The sequence below is a fragment of the Desulfoprunum sp. genome, from assembly GCF_053613775.1.
Window position 1 is genome coordinate 883,392 of sequence record NZ_JBSHXH010000004.1, and the last position, 16,436, is coordinate 899,827.

The 16,436-nt window shown below is 61.2% G+C and carries 20 protein-coding genes; 12 read left to right on the forward strand and 8 right to left on the reverse strand.

Annotated features, from left to right (window positions below):
* Positions 1-135: 135 nt before the first annotated feature.
* The gene (folE2, locus tag ACWGKN_RS08000) at positions 136-876 is read left to right on the forward strand and encodes a GTP cyclohydrolase FolE2 (protein WP_052159730.1); all 741 of its coding nucleotides are present in this window, start codon (positions 136-138) and stop codon (positions 874-876) included.
* 54 nt (positions 877-930) lie between these two features.
* On the opposite strand, the gene ACWGKN_RS08005 is transcribed toward folE2, so the two are convergent.
* From ACWGKN_RS08005 to ACWGKN_RS08020, 4 genes are all read right to left on the reverse strand, one after another.
* Positions 931-1,131, reverse strand: a complete 201-nt coding sequence (locus ACWGKN_RS08005; RefSeq protein WP_035227390.1) for a DUF2905 domain-containing protein — start codon at positions 1,129-1,131, stop codon at positions 931-933.
* Positions 1,132-1,172: 41 nt separating this feature from the next.
* Entirely contained in the window at positions 1,173-1,754 is a 582-nt protein-coding gene (locus ACWGKN_RS08010; protein ID WP_035227392.1) for a thioredoxin family protein, read from the reverse strand.
* Between the two features lie 114 nt (positions 1,755-1,868).
* Entirely contained in the window at positions 1,869-2,087 is a 219-nt protein-coding gene (locus ACWGKN_RS08015) for a hypothetical protein (protein WP_035227394.1), read from the reverse strand.
* A gap of 152 nt (positions 2,088-2,239) precedes the next feature.
* The gene (locus tag ACWGKN_RS08020) at positions 2,240-3,082 is read right to left on the reverse strand and encodes a nitroreductase family protein (RefSeq protein WP_035227417.1); all 843 of its coding nucleotides are present in this window, start codon (positions 3,080-3,082) and stop codon (positions 2,240-2,242) included.
* 238 nt (positions 3,083-3,320) lie between these two features.
* On the opposite strand from ACWGKN_RS08020, the gene ACWGKN_RS08025 reads away from it, so the two are divergent.
* On the forward strand, positions 3,321-4,085 hold the full coding sequence (locus ACWGKN_RS08025) for an SH3 domain-containing protein (protein ID WP_035227397.1): 765 nt from the start codon (positions 3,321-3,323) through the stop codon (positions 4,083-4,085).
* 46 nt (positions 4,086-4,131) lie between these two features.
* Here the strand turns inward: ACWGKN_RS08025 and ACWGKN_RS08030 are convergent, their stop codons facing one another.
* The 4 genes from ACWGKN_RS08030 to ACWGKN_RS08045 all read right to left on the reverse strand — a co-directional run bounded on the left by ACWGKN_RS08030 (position 4,132) and on the right by ACWGKN_RS08045 (position 8,621).
* Positions 4,132-5,712, reverse strand: coding sequence for a sensor domain-containing diguanylate cyclase (locus tag ACWGKN_RS08030; protein ID WP_424254662.1), 1,581 nt, complete (start codon positions 5,710-5,712; stop codon positions 4,132-4,134).
* Positions 5,713-6,348: 636 nt separating this feature from the next.
* Positions 6,349-6,966, reverse strand: coding sequence for a hypothetical protein (locus tag ACWGKN_RS08035; protein WP_035227400.1), 618 nt, complete (start codon positions 6,964-6,966; stop codon positions 6,349-6,351).
* Positions 6,967-7,189: 223 nt separating this feature from the next.
* Positions 7,190-7,669 (reverse strand): FecR domain-containing protein, encoded by a 480-nt coding sequence (locus ACWGKN_RS08040; protein WP_452095320.1) that lies wholly within the window; start codon positions 7,667-7,669, stop codon positions 7,190-7,192.
* A gap of 535 nt (positions 7,670-8,204) precedes the next feature.
* Positions 8,205-8,621, reverse strand: coding sequence for a gamma-glutamylcyclotransferase family protein (locus tag ACWGKN_RS08045; protein WP_035228970.1), 417 nt, complete (start codon positions 8,619-8,621; stop codon positions 8,205-8,207).
* A 227-nt stretch (positions 8,622-8,848) separates the two neighbouring features.
* Between ACWGKN_RS08045 and ACWGKN_RS08050 the strand changes: the two genes are divergently transcribed.
* From ACWGKN_RS08050 to ACWGKN_RS08095, 10 genes are all read left to right on the forward strand, one after another.
* Positions 8,849-9,436: a DJ-1/PfpI family protein gene (locus ACWGKN_RS08050; protein WP_035228968.1), complete on the forward strand. Its 588-nt coding sequence runs from the start codon at positions 8,849-8,851 to the stop codon at positions 9,434-9,436.
* On the forward strand, positions 9,426-9,971 hold the full coding sequence (locus ACWGKN_RS08055; RefSeq protein WP_424252632.1) for a C40 family peptidase: 546 nt from the start codon (positions 9,426-9,428) through the stop codon (positions 9,969-9,971). Before ACWGKN_RS08050 ends, ACWGKN_RS08055 begins: the two co-directional genes overlap by 11 nt.
* A 420-nt stretch (positions 9,972-10,391) precedes the next feature.
* Positions 10,392-11,747: a F0F1 ATP synthase subunit beta gene (gene atpD, locus ACWGKN_RS08060; protein ID WP_035228981.1), complete on the forward strand. Its 1,356-nt coding sequence runs from the start codon at positions 10,392-10,394 to the stop codon at positions 11,745-11,747.
* Complete coding sequence (locus ACWGKN_RS08065) at positions 11,744-12,166, forward strand: F0F1 ATP synthase subunit epsilon (RefSeq protein WP_035228964.1); 423 nt, start codon at positions 11,744-11,746, stop codon at positions 12,164-12,166. The genes atpD and ACWGKN_RS08065 overlap by 4 nt, the downstream gene beginning before the upstream one ends.
* Positions 12,150-12,425 carry an AtpZ/AtpI family protein gene (locus ACWGKN_RS08070; RefSeq protein ID WP_035228962.1) on the forward strand — a complete coding sequence of 92 codons (276 nt, stop codon included), beginning with the start codon at positions 12,150-12,152 and terminating at the stop codon, positions 12,423-12,425. The genes ACWGKN_RS08065 and ACWGKN_RS08070 overlap by 17 nt, the downstream gene beginning before the upstream one ends.
* Complete coding sequence (locus ACWGKN_RS08075; protein WP_035228957.1) at positions 12,422-13,099, forward strand: F0F1 ATP synthase subunit A; 678 nt, start codon at positions 12,422-12,424, stop codon at positions 13,097-13,099. The genes ACWGKN_RS08070 and ACWGKN_RS08075 overlap by 4 nt, the downstream gene beginning before the upstream one ends.
* A 69-nt stretch (positions 13,100-13,168) precedes the next feature.
* Positions 13,169-13,435: an ATP synthase F0 subunit C gene (gene atpE, locus ACWGKN_RS08080; RefSeq protein WP_035228956.1), complete on the forward strand. Its 267-nt coding sequence runs from the start codon at positions 13,169-13,171 to the stop codon at positions 13,433-13,435.
* Between the two features lie 11 nt (positions 13,436-13,446).
* Positions 13,447-14,196, forward strand: coding sequence for a F0F1 ATP synthase subunit delta (locus tag ACWGKN_RS08085; RefSeq protein ID WP_052159886.1), 750 nt, complete (start codon positions 13,447-13,449; stop codon positions 14,194-14,196).
* Positions 14,186-15,640, forward strand: a complete 1,455-nt coding sequence (locus ACWGKN_RS08090; protein ID WP_035228953.1) for a F0F1 ATP synthase subunit alpha — start codon at positions 14,186-14,188, stop codon at positions 15,638-15,640. Before ACWGKN_RS08085 ends, ACWGKN_RS08090 begins: the two co-directional genes overlap by 11 nt.
* Positions 15,637-16,434 carry a F0F1 ATP synthase subunit gamma gene (locus tag ACWGKN_RS08095; RefSeq protein WP_035228952.1) on the forward strand — a complete coding sequence of 266 codons (798 nt, stop codon included), beginning with the start codon at positions 15,637-15,639 and terminating at the stop codon, positions 16,432-16,434. The genes ACWGKN_RS08090 and ACWGKN_RS08095 overlap by 4 nt, the downstream gene beginning before the upstream one ends.
* Positions 16,435-16,436: the final 2 nt, after the last annotated feature.

The window sequence follows — 16,436 nt, forward strand, 5'->3', positions numbered from 1 at the left end:
TTGTCGGCGATCGGCAAAAAGTGTATCTACAGGGGTGTCGTCACCGACGATGCGGCTCATGGACGACGGGGCCCTCGACGACATGGACTGCCGCAAACGCCTGGTGCGCAGGCGCCATTATCAATACGTGCTCTCATGCTTATTCACTCGGTCGGTATCAAAGACATCCAGACCCCGGTCAAGGTCCTCGAAAAAGGAGGCGGACTGCAGGCCACCATCGCCACGATCAGCATCCAGGCGAGCATGCCGACGGCCAATCCCCCCAGCAGCTGCGTCGATGCCTTCACCTCTGCCCTGAACGGTTCCCTCGGAAAAATCAGCGTCACTTCGTTCTCCAAGATCCTCGCCGATGTCCAGGAACGGCTGCAGGCCAGAAGTGCCCGCCTGGAGATGAGTTTTCCCTTCTTCATCGAGAAAAAGGCGCCGGTCACCAGGACCCGCAGCCTGATGGAATACGAATGCACCTTCTCCGGCGGGATCGGCGACGACGAGGACTTCATCCTCAGCGTCCGGGTGCCGGTGACGACGCTCTGCCCCTGCTCGAAGGAGATCAGTGCCGACGGGGCTCACAACCAGCGGGCGGAGGTCGACATGCGGGTCAAGTTCGACAACTTCATCTGGATCGAGGACCTGATCGTCATGGTCGAGCAATCGGCCTCCTGCGAGCTGTATGCCCTGCTCAAGCGGCCGGATGAGAAATTTGTCACCGAGAAGGCCTTCCACAACCCGATGTTCGTCGAGGACGTGGTACGCAAGGTGGCCCTGGCGGCCCTTGCCCATCCCGATATCACCTGGTTCGCCGCCGGCGTCGAAAGCTTCGAATCGATCCACAAGCACAGCGCCTACGCCTACGTCGACAGCGACGAGATCCGCTGACAAGCCGGATCCGCCGGAACCCGCCGTCCGACAGGCATCTCGCCCTCTCCGCCGTTATTTTCTGAACAGCCACAAGATCAGGGTAATGACGATGCTGATCAGGATGCAGGTCGTCAGCGGGAAGAAGAACTGAAACCCCTCCCGTTTGATGAGGATATCCCCCGGCAGGCGGCCGAAGGGCAGTTTCTGCAGCCACGGCCAGGCCAGGCCGATCACCACCAGAACCACCCCCAGCACGACGAGTATCCGTCCCATTTCCTCCTCCTGCGATAATCTGTCGATGGCCGGGCGCGGGGTCAGACCAGATCGCAGGCATCAGGCGGCATCCAATGCCTGTCCTTGCCTTCCCACTTGATATTGCAGCCGATCGGGTTGGTCAGGGAGATGGAGACCGGCCGACCGGAAGTCACCTCCTCGAGGACCCGATCAAGGTCGTTGACGGTCATCCGGCCGACATCGCGGGGATTGTCGACGCCCCGGCCGGAGTAGACCAGTTTCCGTCCGTCATCGAAGACGAAGAAGTGCGGGGTGCGCAGGGCGCCGTAGGCCAGGGCGACCGCCTGGGTCTCGTCGTACAGGTATTTCCAGGGAAACCTCTGCTCCGCCATCCGTGCCACCATGTGAGCGAAATCGTCCTCGATATAGGTATTTTTGCTGTTCGAGTTGATGGCGACAAATCCGACCCCGCGGGCGGCGAATTTTTCCGCGGTCTCGCGGGTGGTTTCGTCGGAGCCGAGGACATAGGGGCAGTGGTTGCAGGTGAAAAAGACCACCAGCACCCTGGCGTCGGCGAAGCTCGCGAGCGAACAGGTGGTGCCGTCGGTGGCGAGAAGGCTGAAATCAGGGGGACTGCTCCCCAGCGGCAGGGTAAACGGCATGTGCTTCCTCCATTTTCAATGGGCGAGGGGCGGCTGCGGCAATCTCTCCGCCTGCTGCGGCACCGTGGTCCTCGACGGGTCGACCATGGGCGCCGACGACAACCGCCGCCACCATCACTTTTTCACCGAGAACAATGAGCGGCCACGGGACAGGCCCGACTCCTTTTCGCCATCGAGCATCTTCCGCAGCATCCGCAGTTCCGCCCTCGCCACGCGCAACTCCTCCTCCAGGGGGGCAGGCTCTCGAGGCAGCGCCGCCGCCAGGGCCTTCTCCAGCTTATCTACCTTCTGCTGCGCCCGGTACAGATCAAGGGCAAGGTGTCGAATGGACATATGGTGCGGACTCCTTCTCATCGCAGTTGACGATCACGGCGGATGACGCATCCACCGTCGATTCATCGAAACTATAGACTCAAACCCGGGGATGGCAAGAGCCGCCAATCACCTGCCGACCACCGGCGGCCTCCTTTTCTCCGCAGCGATGGTCACACCGGGGTGAGGGAACCCACCCGATTGACATGGAGATTGTCGCGCTGGACGGTCCTGTAGTACGTGACCGCCGGCCTGCCGAAGACCATCATGTAGCCGACCTCGTGCGATTCCGGCACCCCGAGCCGGCCCAGGAGTTCCGGCACGACTCTGGTCAGGGCCCATTGCGCCAGCCCCGACCACAGGGTGCCCAGCCCCATGGCCGCCGCCAGCAATTCGAAATAGCTGAGGGCGATATGGCAATCGACTCCCGCTGACGGACAGTCGGCAGGAGCCGACACGATCAGCAGGTGCGGCGCGCCGCGAAAGATGCTGTCCTTGCCGTTTTTGACGGCGTCGGTGATCATCGCGGCAAAAAAATCCATCCCCGGGGGTATTTTTCCTGTCCTGATCATAGTCTCGAGGGTGCTGTAGGTGGTTCGGCGCAGATCTTCCATGACCCGAGGATCATCGATCACGGTGAACAGGACCTGCCGGTTGTTGACCCCGGTCGGGGCATGAGCGACGGTGTCGAGCAGAAAAGCTATCTCTTTGCCGGATACCGGCTCCCCGGTGTAGCGACGGACCGAACGACGCCCCTGCATCAGCGCGGCGAGCCGTTGCGCCTCCGGCAGATTTCCCGCCAGGGGGATGGATCGGCCGGGGTCGAGGCCACGGATGCTCAAGGCCCCTGTGCTGCAGACCGCCAGGCAATGCTGACAACCGATGCACCGCTGCTGCCGGTCTTCGACCATCGACGGTCGCTCATCCTGCATTTCGATGATGCCGTAGGGGCAGTCGGCGGCGCACTCGCCACAGCCGATGCATTTCTCCGCATCCACGGAAAATTGCAGATCCATCACATCCTCCGATACTGTCATTGAGAAATCGCCTTCACGGGACCCACTTTGATGGGATTCAATGCAAAGATATGGTTTCTTCTCCACCCTTATGTTACCAATTGGAAAAAGGTTATGCCAGTACCGGGGAGTGACTCGACCGCCTCATCATCGAACCCGGTGTCGACCTGCCGGCTGGAAACGTGTAGGAGAGCGCTCAGCATTTTTTCTATCTTCGTATCTTCCAACCCGAAATACCATGGTCTCACGGATATCGATTCTCATCCTGCTTTCCTTGCTGCTGTTCGGCTGTACCGCAACCCGGGATATGAAACGGCAGCTCGCCGCAATGACGACCCACAACCAGGAGCTGCAGGAGCAAAACCGGAAATTGACGGACGAACTGGCCGAACAGAAGCAGACGGCCGCCCGGCTGCAGCTGGAAATGGTGGAAAAACAGGTTGAAATCGATAAGGCCTGGGTCGTCCGGAAAAAAATCCGGGACGAGGTCGAATTCCCCCGCACCAGGGTCATGACGGCAGGATCGCGGGCAGAGGCCGCAACCTGCCTGGCCGAGGTGGAAATAGAGGCCAACGCCACCAGCAAGGCCTCCCTGACCGACGAGGGGAAAAAGAAATTTTCCAGGGTGGAGGAGCTGCTCGAACAGAGCCGGGCCGCTCTGGACCAGGAACGATACGACGGGGCCTGCGCGCTCGCCTATCAGGCGCTGGCACTGATTGACGAGATCCAGTTCCAGTCAGCCCCGGTCCGGAAGGCGAAGGCCAGCGCCTATGCCGAGTTTCTGGAACCGCTGCAGCTGCGGACGGTAAAAAAAAGCAATGTCCGTTCACGTCCGAGCATATACAGTGCGATCATGGAAACCCTTGCCGCCGAATCGACGATCACCGCCCATGGGTTCCGGGGCAACTGGGTCAAGGTGACGACCGCTTCAGAGAAAACCGGCTGGATCTATTATCCTCTGCTGGCGGTGCCCTCTTCCGGGGAGGAAAAGGTACATCCCTGAACTCCCATTCTCACCCTTACGTTTCTCCACCCCGGAGCGATCCCTCTCACCCCAGTACCACCCGATTGCGCCCGCCGGTCTTGGCCTCGTACAGCGCCTTGTCGGCACGATCGATCAGATCGGTGCTGCCGTCTTCCGCCCGCATGCCTGTCACCCCGACACTGATTGTCGCCCGCAGCGACAGGTTTTCATGGACAAAGACATGCTGGGCGACACTCAGCCGCAGGCGCTCGGCAACCTGCACGGCCTGATGGCTTTCCGTCTTTCCCAGGATGACAAGGAACTCCTCGCCCCCGTATCGGCCGGCGCAATCCAGAATCCGCAGGGTGTCCCGGAAAATCTGGGCCAGCTGGACCAGGACGGCGTCGCCGGCAAGATGGCCATAACTGTCGTTGACCTGTTTGAAGTAATCGATGTCCATCATCAATATGGAGAAATCGGTACCATAACGACGGTGGTATTCGCGATGGAAGGCGAGATCGGCCATGATCTGCTTGCGATTGGCCAGTCCGGTCAGCGGGTCGGTCGTTGCCAGCTGCTCGAGCTTGGCCTGATTGTCCTTCAGTCTGCCCACCATTTCATTGAACATGCCGCTGACAAGGCCCAACTCGTCTTTTCGGTGTACCGGCACGGCAACATCGAGGTCGCCGTCGGCTACCCGAAGCACACCGTCGGTCAGGGACTCGAGCGGGATAATGATCTGGCCGGCCATGATCATGGCCGTGCCGCCGATGGCAATGGTCAGCAGCACGGTGATGAGGATGATCCGGTTTCGCGCCTGCAACAGGCCGGCGAATACATCATCGGCATTCTCGGCGATTACAAGCTGCCAGGGAAGCTCGCTGAAGCGGCTTACCAGGCCGACCAGCCGCACCTGGTCGCCATTGACGATCCTGCCGAGCCGGCGGGGAGTCTCAGCCAGCTTTGCAACCTGCGACAGGGTGATCGATTGGCCCGCCCCTCCCTCGGGCGAAGCGGCGGCCTGGACCGTCCGTCCATCCATGGTCAGCAGCGCGACAATCCCCTGCACCCCGCTCGTCAGCGGTACTGCGGCACGCAACAACGGCTGCAGGTTTCCCAGTTCCACTTCGACCACCAGAAACCCAAGATGGACGGATTTATCCGGCGCGTACAGCGGGATACCGACAGGCAGCAGGGGGATGGCATCATCGCCGGCAAACACCACCTCGCCAGATACGTAGTGCGACCGGTCAACCTGACCCTGCCAGTCATCCGGCAGCACTATCGAGCGATCCGAATCCTGAGAATCCGAGGCCGCCAGCATCCTCCCATCCCGATCCAGCACGACAAGACGACGATAGGCCGGAAACTGTCCCTTAATCAAGGTCAGGTACGTTACGATATTTTGCAGATGCGGATCTTCCCGCTTCTCGCCTGCGGGATCGGTCTTGCCGCTGTCAACATAATATGCCTGCAGATTGTCGAGGACGATAAAGGAATTGGCGAACACCCGCAGATCGTACCGGCACTCCTTCAGCCAGAGGCTGATCTCGCGCTCAACGATTGCGGCCAAGTCGACGAATTTCTGTTCGATCTTCTCGGTGGTGGCACGGTGGGTCATGTCATACCAGAACCAGCCCATGCCGATCGAGGGAACCAGCGTCACCAGGATCGAAAAAATCAGGATCCGGTTCCGAATAGACCGTAATCCATTAATGTTCCGTCCATTTTCCATAGGCTGCGGCAAGGTGTTCATCTTCCCCGTTGCAAGAATCGACGATCCGAATATTCAGGCAGGAATATCCCGATCGACACAGGACGGTCGCCGGTTGACACCCTGCCAGGATAACGATTCTGCCGATGGTTGCAGATCGTCCGGGCAGGCAACACGGATGGGCAATGGAGTCAGGTCGAACGGTGGGGTTCCCGGTTCCTCAATGCTGACCTCCCGGCAGCAGATTGTAGCAAATAATCTGCACAAGTTCAAGCAGGTAGGATACGACATCGATACAGCCGGGCCGATGCCGGACAACTGTTCCCATTGTTTTTCCATGAAGTGCCTCCTTACATTTGGTTAATGTTGAAACAACGGAAAAATTAACCTCCCTCCTTGCCAAAAGACAAAAATTAAAACGATATCGTTAGCTTGACAAGAACCCATCGTTGAGGAACGTATTCAGGACTGCTGGGATCCAGGGTCTGAAATTGAAATGCCTCATCAAACAGATTTCTTACTTCCAGACCGAGCATTCCATACCGCCTCGGCAGCCGGTATCGAAGCGATGCGTCAACAACCCAAAAATTATCCCCTCCATTTACCGACTGATAGCTCAGCGGATTGGGATCGAACTCCCCTGCCTGATCGACGTAGGTGGCATTCACCGTACATCTCATCGGTCTCGTAGTGCATTCCTCCGACACTGCCGGACACTTTATTCCACAAGCCGGACACCACAACCTCATCACCCCAGGTATCCCTTCCTCCAGCCAGTCCCGATGCCGACAGGGTCATCTGGTTACGATTGAACAGCGGTGTGTATTCGTTGAATGTGGGCCCGGACAAACCGGCGTCACGGAAGATATTCAGGTCGTTCTGAGCCGCCTGGGGATGAAGAGGATTGCCGTTGAGAGGCTGCAGCAGTTGAGATTGCAACAGTTCGCTGACGCGAGCTATTTCATGGCGGGATTGTGAGGCATAGATATCGGATAAAAAGCGATGGGCCGAATAATTGGAAGGGTCGTTAGTGCTTGATTTCGCCCCATCGACCAGGGCCATCTTTTCAAATCCCAGATCGCTGTAGATACTGGACAGGCTGACGCTGCGCACCGCCAGGTCCTTGTCAAGCAGCATTCTTGACCGATAGACGGCGCGGTTGTCGTTGAGCGCAATCGATCTCTGCAGATCGTGCAGGGCCGCCACCAGCCCGGTTGAGGCTCTGCTTGCGCAGGGCGTCGTAGAACCCAGGGGGTGGGGTCGTCCGGGTCGAGGTTTCTGGCGATATCGTACTGCCGCCGGGCCTGGCTGTCCCGCTTCTCCTCGTAGTAGGCCTTGCCGAGGTAGCTGCGGATCAGGGCGTTGCCGGGATCGAGGGCGGCGGCGATCTCGATTTCCGCCCGCCCTGCCTCCAGCTCACCCTCCCGGATCAGCGCCAGTCCCAGTCCGAGACGGGCAAGGGGTTGGGCGGGATCAAGGACAATGTCCAGTGCACGGCATCCCGGGGCCGGACGACGGTGATATACTGCGGCGCCATCCCCCTCTCGGCCACTATCGCCTGACCGCTGGCCACCTCCAGCCGCCCCTGGCCGTTGACGGCACTCACCTTGCCTTCGAAGACGATGATGACCGTCTTCTCCGGTTCGGCCCGCACGAGAAACTCCGTGCCTTCAACCGCCCCGCTTACATAGGGCGTTTCGATTTTCAGCGCGTTCGGACGGTGGCTGAAGATATGCAGAACTCCCTGCATGAGCTTGAGCAGGCTGGATTTTCCGGTGGTTGTTGAACCGATGGAGAGCGTGCCGTTCTGGTCGATCCGGAGGATGGATTCATTGGCCAGGGCCACCGCCGCCCGCCCGCCACCGCCGCCCGCCCGCCGTCGCCGACCCGCAGGCCGTCGCCGGGACAGAGACTGTCGTCAATCCGGACCGCAACCCACGTTTGCTGCCCGCTGCTCTGGACCTGGACCTGGCCCTGAACGGAAACGAGACGGCCGGCCGGCTCCCGGCATTGCCCGTCGGCAGCGGCGATAGAACTGAAGAAATGAAGGCAGATCCAAATCAACAACGGAACCGGTATTGCACGTACGCCAATGCTCATAGCTCTCTCCAGAAACTATGGATTCCTACGGCCTTGCTTTCCTGCTGTCCCTTTGCTGCGGAATGACTGTTCAGGGCGTAAACGCGGAAGCCGGCCACCTGTGCCGAAGTCCTTCGATACTACCCGGCGCTGTTCAATCCCCCCGCCTTGATATATCGTCGATTGGATGTAGCCGATTGCGATCAGCCGACAATATTGAAAACGCTATCGTCTTTGTCAGGCAATAACAATCTGTTTTTAGATTTTTCAGGATGATCTCTCATCTTGAGAGAAAGAGGAAAATGGCAGAATATGAGTGATCGGTTCTGAAGGCCCGGTTCCGGATAGAGAAGACGACATCCGGATCATCCCTCCAATTCATCGAAACCGAAATAGCCTTGCTCGAACCGCTTCCTGCCGGATAGGAGAAATTGTTCGAAGTCCCATGGGACATCGGTCAGCAGATGCCGGAATTCGGGACGGAAGATATAGGTCATGACCGTTCTGGCAGCTCCACCTTCGAGCGTGACCACCACCTCCCGCCGATCGTACATCCCGCCCTCGAAGGCATCGAGACGGCACGTGGCCGCATCGGACAGATCGAGATAGAGAATACCTTCCACCATATTTTCTCCATCCTCGGCAATACCGGGATAGACCTCATGCCGCACCAGCGTCCGCCGATATCCGGCCAGGGCAGCCCGGACCGGGGCCAGCCGGCAACCCGCCACTTTTTCCATGATGTCGGGGGACATCAGCGTCCCGTAGGTAAAAAGATCCATCTTCTCTGGTACTCCGGTGGTAAAAACAGAAGATCGAACATCCTTTCCAGCGCCGAACGTCATCCGCGCTACACCGGACAGGAACTTCAACAACGCGCCGGTCCTTCCGGGTGCGGAGTTTTTTCTGTGATCGCCGCAACATCGGCTTGAATTTATCCCACTGCTCTTCTATGATCAACAGCATAAGCGATCGAATCTTTCCCATCTCATCATCAACGGAGGTTGAAATGGCCCGGAAGAACATCCTGATGCTGGTCGGCGATTTCGTCGAGGATTATGAAGCGATGGTACCACTGCAGATGCTGCTGATGGTCGGGCACGCAGTCGACACGGTCTGCCCGGGCAAAAAGGCGGGAGAGACGGTGAAGACCGCGATCCACGATTTCGAGGGCGACCAGACTTATTCCGAAAAACCGGGCCATAAATTCATGATCACCGCCGATTTCGATGCGGTTGCGGCGACACAGTACGACGCCCTGGTCATCCCCGGCGGACGGGCCCCGGAATACCTGCGTCTCAATCCCAGGGTCCTGGACCTGACCCGCGCCTTCAATGACGCCGGCAAACCGATCGCCGCCATCTGCCATGGTCCGCAGATCCTCGTGGCCGCCGGGGTGCTGCGGGGCCGATCCTGCTCCGCCTACCCGGCCTGCGGCCCGGATGTCGAGGTGGCGGGCGGCACGTGGGTTGCCAACAACGACACCTTCTCCAACGCCCATATCGATGGCAACCTGGTCACTGCCCCGGCCTGGCCGGCCCATCCCGAATGGATCCGCAAATTCCTCTCGGTGCTGGGAACGATCATTGATCCGTGAAAACGACCACGTCGGCAGCTGCCGGCGAGTGCCGGCTGCCGCTGCACCTTCACCGCCACCGGCCATGATCCGGATCCTTCTCCCCTTCATCCTCACCCTGCTGCTCGCCTCGTGCGGCCAGAAAGAAGTGGCCTACCGCGATGCGGGCGGGGCCGCCCTGGCCGACAGCGGCCGGGTCAAGCAGGCCTTGCGGACCCATTACCAGAAATGGCAGGGAACACCCTACCGCGCCGGGGGGATTTCATCGGCAGGCGTCGATTGTTCAGGGTTTATCCAGCTCACCTACAGCCAGCTTTTCGGCCTCAATCCCGGCCGCTCGACCGAGGACCAGTTGAACCGGGGCCGAACCGTGCCGCGTCGCGACCTCCGCCCGGGAGATCTGGTCTTCTTCCGCACCGGTTGGTTCAAAAAACATGTCGGCATCTATTTCGATGACGGCTGGTTCGTCCATGCCTCGGCGACCAAGGGGGTGACCGTCTCGTCCCTGAAGCTGGCCTACTGGGACAGGGCCTTTTCCACCGCCCGCCGATACTGACACCGTTGCCCCCCCTTGCATTCTACCATCACCTGGCGTAAACCATATATAGTCTCCATCCGGAGAAACGAAATATTTTTCCATGAATCGAGGCGCTCGACGAATGTAACCGCAGGCATATGCTTGATATCTCCGAGTCTCGCATCTCGCTTATCGGAAGATTAAATTCTGAAAGCAACGAAGTGTCAGGGAAAAAGAGCTGTTTCCGGACGGACACTCAATAGCTTCTCCGACAATTTTACCTGTACTGCGCGGCGAACCAACGTCGACTGAGACGTTCATCAGACAGGACGAACATGTGCCCGCCCCATGTGTCGGGAACAAAATCTTGAGGGACCAACGCCGATGCCAGATCAGGCCCCGATCACTCCAACCGCCACCGGCGCGGATCCCGGTGTGACTCCGGCGGCCGCGCCGACCATGCCCATCGGTGTGGTCGACGCCGTGCACGGACCGGTGATCAACATCAGCACCCAATACCTGCCCCCCATCAACCAGGCCCTGGTCGTTGCCGATCACGACGGCCCCGTTCTGCTCGAGGTCTACCAGCACCTGAACCCCCAGCGTATCAGCGCCATCGCCCTGCACGGCACGGCGGGGATATGGCGAGGCATGCCGGTCTATGATTCCGGCGCCCCGCTGCATGTCCCCGTCGCCCCCGACTGCCTTGGCCGGATGCTCAATATGTTCGGCGAGCCACTCGACCTGCTCGAACCCTTTAGCCCCAAGGGGTACCGCAACATTCTCGCCCAACCACCCGCCCTGAGCGACACCGTGCCGGCGAGCACGGTGCTGGCCACCGGCATCAAGGTCATCGACCTCCTCTGCCCGTTCGTCCGCGGCGGCAAGACCGGGCTGTTCGGCGGTGCCGGTGTCGGCAAGACGGTGCTGATGATGGAATTCATGCATGCGGTCAGTTCCCTGTACCAGGGCGTGTCGGTGTTTGCCGGTGTTGGCGAGCGTATGCGCGAGGGCCATGAACTGTGGCACGAGATGCGGGATTCCGACGTGTTACCCCGCGCCCTGCTGGTCTTCGGCCAGATGGACGAGTCGCCGGGAGTGCGGTTCCATGTCGGTTTTTCCGCCCTGACATATGCCGAATACCTGCGCGACACCATGAAGACCGAGGTGCTGTTCCTGATGGACAACATGTTCCGTTTTGTCCAGGCGGGAAGCGAGATCTCCGGCCTGCTCGGCCGAATGCCGGCCACCGTCGGCTACCAGCCGACCCTGGCCACCGAGGTCGCCGCGCTGGAAGAGCGGATTCTCTCGACCAGGACCGGTTCGATCACCTCGGTACAGGCGGTCTACGTCCCGGCCGACGACATGTCCGATCCGGCGGTCTCGGCGATCATGAACCATCTCGACACCAAGGTGATCCTGTCGCGCCAGCAGGCGGCGAAAGGCATTTATCCCTCCGTCGACCCCCTCCAGTCAGCCAGCCGGATGATGGACCGTCACATCCTCGGCGACCGCCATTACGCCGTCGCCATGGCGGTGCGGGAACATCTCGCCCGCTTCCGCGAACTGGAGGATATCATCACCATCCTCGGCATCGAGGAACTGTCGAACGCGGACCGGAAGGTCGTCGAACGCGCCCGCCGGCTGCAGCGCTACCTGACCCAACCGTTTGCCGTCGTCGCCGACCATACCGGGATCGCCGGGGTCAGTGTCCCTCTCGACGACCTGCTGGCCGATTGCGAGGGGTTTCTCGACGGCCGCTTCGACATCCTGAGCGAATCGGACTGCTACATGCGGGGGAGCATGCCGCGATGACACCGTTTACCATCATCCTGCAGGACATGAGCCACGAATGGCACAGCGACACCGCCCTTAGCTTCATCGGCCGCGATATGAGCGGCAGCTTCGGCCTCCAGGCCAACCACGAGACGCTCGTTACCGCCCTGGTGCCCGGTCTGGCACGGTTCCGCTGCCGGGAGGACCAGCGCTGGCTGTTCATCGCCCAGCCCGGCTCCGTCGTCCAGTTTTTCGGCAACACGCTGCGGCTGGCCACCACCCAGTTCCTCCTCGGCGACAACCATGACCTCCTGCTCCGCCAGATGGATGCCGCCTGGCAGGCGGCCGAACAGACACTGCGTTCCACCAGGCGCAGCTACGTCCAGGTCGAACAGGCCTTGGCCCGCAAGATCTGGGAAATAAGCCGTCAAGGAGGACATTTTGACGCGGCAGGATGACTTCAGGAAATCGGTGCAGCGCGACAGCGAGCGGCACCGGAAAGGGGAAGAGCACCAGGCCGGCTTCTTCGGCCTGCTGTTCTACGGTGGAACCCTGGGGTTGCTGTTGGTTCTGCCGATCGTCGGTGGCGCCTACCTCGGCCGCTGGCTGGATTCGCTGATCCCGGGCTACGCCACTCGCTGGACCGTCAGCTGCATCGTCCTCGGGATCGCGGCGGGGGTGTGGAACGTCATCTGGTATCTGCGAGGCCGACCATGAACGAAACGCCCCTGTTCCTCGGTCATTTCTCCCTCAGCCAGTCCCTCGTCACCACCTGGGCGATGATGGCGGTGCTGCTGGCAGCAAGCTGGCTGCTCGCCCGGCAGCTTGGGAAGCCGTCGAGTCTCGGGCGGGTGGCGGCGGAAACAGTCTACACGATGATGGAAAACGCGGTCCGCGATGTGGTGCCGCACTCGTATGTCGAGGTCACCCCTTTCATCGCCACCCTGTGGATATTCCTGTTTACCGCCAACCTGACGGGACTGATCCCCGGCCTTCATTCCCCGACCGCCGACCTCTCGGTCACGGCAGCGCTGGCGGTGGTGGTGTTTCTCTCCGTCCACTGGTTCGCTATCCGCAGCCTGGGCCTCAGAGCCCATCTGCGCCACTATCTGTCCCCCAGCCCCATTCTCCTGCCGTTCCACCTTATCAGCGAGATCACCCGTACCCTGGCGCTGGCGATAAGGCTGTTCGGCAATATCATGAGCCTGGAGATGGCGGCTCTGCTGGTGCTGCTGGTGGCCGGCTTTCTCGTCCCCGTGCCGCTGCTGATGCTCCACGTCGTCGAGGCACTGATCCAGGCGTACATCTTCGGCGTACTGGCGCTGCTCTATATCGGCAGCGGTCTGGAAAGCCTGGAAAAACAGAAGAGCGATCAACGTAATCCATCCTGAACGACGGCGCATCTTGCCGCTGCGCCGATCGCCGAGCCGCGGGAATATCATCACGGGAGGATCCGCACCATGAACGACCTGCATCTGTTCAGCATCATTTCGACGGTGGTTGCCGCCATCACCATCGCCCTCGGCACCGCTTTGCCGGCACAGGCCATGGGTAAGGCCGTCAGCCAGGCCCTCGATGCCCTGGCGCGACAACCGGAGGCCGAGAAATCCTTGACACGCACCCTGTTCATCGGGCTGGCAATGATCGAATCCCTGGCCATTTACACCCTGGTGATTGTCCTGATCATCCTGTTCCGCAATCCCCTGCTCGAATACATGCTGCGCTGAAGAATACGGCCATGACTATCGATCCCTTGACCTTCATTCTCGAGATCGTCAATTTCCTGGTGCTGCTGTGGCTGCTCAAGCGTTTCCTCTACGCCCCGATCAGAGACGCCATTACCCTGCGGCAGCAGACGCTCAACCATGGCCTCCAGGAGGCGGAGACCCGCGAACTCGAAGCCAGGGACACGATCGAAGCCTACCGCCGCCACCTCGACGACTGGAACGCCGAAAAAGCCGGCCGGCACCACGAACTGAACCAGGAGCTGGCAAAGGAGCGGGACGCGGCACTGGCCAGAACCAGGGAGCTTGCCGAGGCTGAACGCCTGCGCCTGCATTCCCTGCTGCAGCAGGAACTGGACAGTGAGAAGCAGGCCGCCAGGGATCTGTCCGGCCGAACCGCCTTGGCGATGACGCGTCTGATGCTGGAACGCCTGGCCGGCAGCGAACTCGATCAGGCCCTGCTGCGGATGCTGATCGACGACCTGGGGCAGCTGGCGGAACCGGAACTCGCAGCTCTGCAGACCGCAGCGGTCAACCACCAGGGGCGATGCCTGGTCGCCAGCGCCCGGCCACTCGGTGACGCCCGGCTGTACGACCTGCAATCGGCCCTTTCCCGGCTCGTAGGGATGGAGGTCAGCTGCACGCCAACGGTCGAGCCGCAGCTGCTCAGCGGCGTCCGGCTCACCCTCGGCGACCGGGTACTGCATGCCAATCTCGGCGATGAACTGGCGTTTTTCGAGAGGAGCATGACCGGTGGCAACTGATTCCTTCAATTTCCAGCCCCCGGAAAACTACCGTTTCGGCCTGCGCATCAGCGAACAGGGGACTGTGGCCAGCATCGGCGACGGCATTGTCTGGGTGCAGGGCTTGCCTTCGGCGACCATGGACGAGGTCCTCCATCTTGAGGACGGGAGCACCGCCCTGGTGTTCCTGCTGGAACCGCAGCGGATCGGCGCCATCCTGCTGCACCAGAAGCCCGGGCTCAGTTCCGGCATCCGCGCCTGGCGCAGCGGCCGGAGGCTGGAGATCGGCGTCGACGACAGCCTGCTGGGCCGGATCATCGACCCCTTCGGCAATGCCCTTGACGGCCGCCCTACCCCGGAGAGCCGGAGAAAATGGATGCTCGAGGCCCCTTCGCCGGCCATCATGTCCCGGGATTTCGTCAGCCGTCCCCTTTATACCGGCAACCGTATCATCGACACCATGATTCCCATCGGCAAGGGTCAACGGCAGTTGATCATCGGCGACAGCGGCCTGGGCAAGACATCGCTGGCGATCGACGCCATCCTCCGGCAGCGGGGCGAAGCGGTGTTGTGCGTCTACGTCGCCATCGGTCAGACCCGCAGCAGCGTCGCCACCGTCATCGACACCCTGCAACGCCATGACGCCCTGCCGTATACGGTGCTGGTGGTGGCCGAGGCCAATGAGCTGTCCAGCTGCAGCTACCTGGCCCCGTTCGCCGGCTGTGCCATCGCCGAGGCCTGGATGCAAAGCGGCCGGGACACCCTGATCGTCTACGACGACCTCAGCCAGCACGCCCAGTCATACCGGGAGCTTTCCCTCCTCCTCCACCGGCCGCCCGGCCGCGAGGCCTATCCCGGCGACATCTTCTATCTCCATTCGCGGCTACTGGAACGCTCTACTGTGCTGGCGCCGCGGCTTGGCGGCGGCTCGATGACGGCTCTACCCATCGTCGAGACCAAGCAGGGGGAGATCTCCTCCTATATACCCACCAACCTCATCTCCATCACCGACGGCCAGATCTACCTGGATCAGAAGCTGTTCTCCGCCGGCGTGCTGCCTGCCATCGACATCACCCGGTCGGTCTCCCGCATCGGCGGCAAGGCCCAGCATCCGGCGATCAAGAACGAGGTCGGCAGCATCCGTCTCGAATACCTCCAGTTCCTCGAACTGGAAGCATTCACGCGATTCGGCACCCGGCTGGAGCAGTCCATGGAGGACAAACTGACGCGCGGCAGGATACTGCGGACCCTGCTGGCCCAGGAACGACTCAGCCCGGTCATCTCCGAAGCACAGTTGGCATGGCTGATTGCCTACAACGAGCGCCTGCTGGACGACGTGCCGCCGGACGACCTGCAGCGGGTCCTGCACCGTCTGGAACAGCGGGTCGACGCGAGCGACCTGACCCTGGACAGCCCCCGCGACCGCTGGCGCGAAAAAATACCGCTGTGGAAGAGGTTCCCGTGAGCCGCCAGAGCGAGCTCCGGGCCCACCTGGGACTGCTCGGCGAGTTGAGCAGTATCGTCGGTGCGATGAAGAACATGGCGCAGGTGGAGGTGCATCGCACCGAACGGATCGAGCAGGTCCAAGGCGAGGCCCTCGCTACCGTCACCGGCAGCATGGCCCTGTTCCACCAGGTCAATCCCGGGATGATCGCCGACCGGCTGCCGGGCCAGTCCGTGATGGTGCTGATCGGCTCCGAGCGGGGATTCTGCGGCGGTTTCAACAACCAGGTGGCCCGTTCCTTCACGTCCCAGGCGGAGGGGCACGACACGGTCCTGGTGGTCGGCGGCCGTCTCGCCGGGAAAATGACCATCGACGACAGGACGACCTGCATACCCGGCCCGGCCACCATCGACGAGGTCCCCGTCCGTGGCCAGGAACTGACCGATCACCTGCTGCGCCTGACCCCGCCGGTCAGCCGCCTGACCTTGATCCATCACGGCGCGCACGGCGTTGCCCCCACCGTGGTCTTCCCCTGGCCGGAGGTGGGCGGCATCGACACCGCCTCCTCCCTCTGTTTCAACATGCCACCGCCGTTGCTGCTGCGGGAGTTGCAGTGGCACTGCCTGCAGCAGGGGCTGCTACACGCTGTGCTGTTGTCGCTGGCCGTCGAAAACCGTATGCGGATGCAGCAGATGGAGCGGGCGATGGACCATCTGGACGAACTGACCCGTACCCTCCGGCTGCGCCAGAACACTTTGCGCCAACAGGAGATCATCGAGGAAATCGAGATGATGCTGACCGAGCGGAGCGACTGAAC

What these genes read in the sequence shown, in the direction of transcription:
- ACWGKN_RS08075 (WP_035228957.1), top strand. Translation starts at nt 12,422, where the DNA reads ATGAACGAAACGCCCCTGTTCCTCGGTCATTTCTCCCTCAGCCAGTCC.
- ACWGKN_RS08020 (WP_035227417.1), bottom strand. Translation starts at nt 3,082, where the DNA reads ATGGATCTGCAATTTTCCGTGGATGCGGAGAAATGCATCGGCTGTGGC.
- ACWGKN_RS08025 (WP_035227397.1), top strand. Translation starts at nt 3,321, where the DNA reads ATGGTCTCACGGATATCGATTCTCATCCTGCTTTCCTTGCTGCTGTTC.
- ACWGKN_RS08045 (WP_035228970.1), bottom strand. Translation starts at nt 8,621, where the DNA reads ATGGATCTTTTTACCTACGGGACGCTGATGTCCCCCGACATCATGGAA.
- ACWGKN_RS08050 (WP_035228968.1), top strand. Translation starts at nt 8,849, where the DNA reads ATGGCCCGGAAGAACATCCTGATGCTGGTCGGCGATTTCGTCGAGGAT.
- ACWGKN_RS08015 (WP_035227394.1), bottom strand. Translation starts at nt 2,087, where the DNA reads ATGTCCATTCGACACCTTGCCCTTGATCTGTACCGGGCGCAGCAGAAG.
- atpE (WP_035228956.1), top strand. Translation starts at nt 13,169, where the DNA reads ATGAACGACCTGCATCTGTTCAGCATCATTTCGACGGTGGTTGCCGCC.
- atpD (WP_035228981.1), top strand. Translation starts at nt 10,392, where the DNA reads ATGCCCATCGGTGTGGTCGACGCCGTGCACGGACCGGTGATCAACATC.
- ACWGKN_RS08005 (WP_035227390.1), bottom strand. Translation starts at nt 1,131, where the DNA reads ATGGGACGGATACTCGTCGTGCTGGGGGTGGTTCTGGTGGTGATCGGC.
- ACWGKN_RS08065 (WP_035228964.1), top strand. Translation starts at nt 11,744, where the DNA reads ATGACACCGTTTACCATCATCCTGCAGGACATGAGCCACGAATGGCAC.
- folE2 (WP_052159730.1), top strand. Translation starts at nt 136, where the DNA reads ATGCTTATTCACTCGGTCGGTATCAAAGACATCCAGACCCCGGTCAAG.
- ACWGKN_RS08085 (WP_052159886.1), top strand. Translation starts at nt 13,447, where the DNA reads ATGACTATCGATCCCTTGACCTTCATTCTCGAGATCGTCAATTTCCTG.
- ACWGKN_RS08010 (WP_035227392.1), bottom strand. Translation starts at nt 1,754, where the DNA reads ATGCCGTTTACCCTGCCGCTGGGGAGCAGTCCCCCTGATTTCAGCCTT.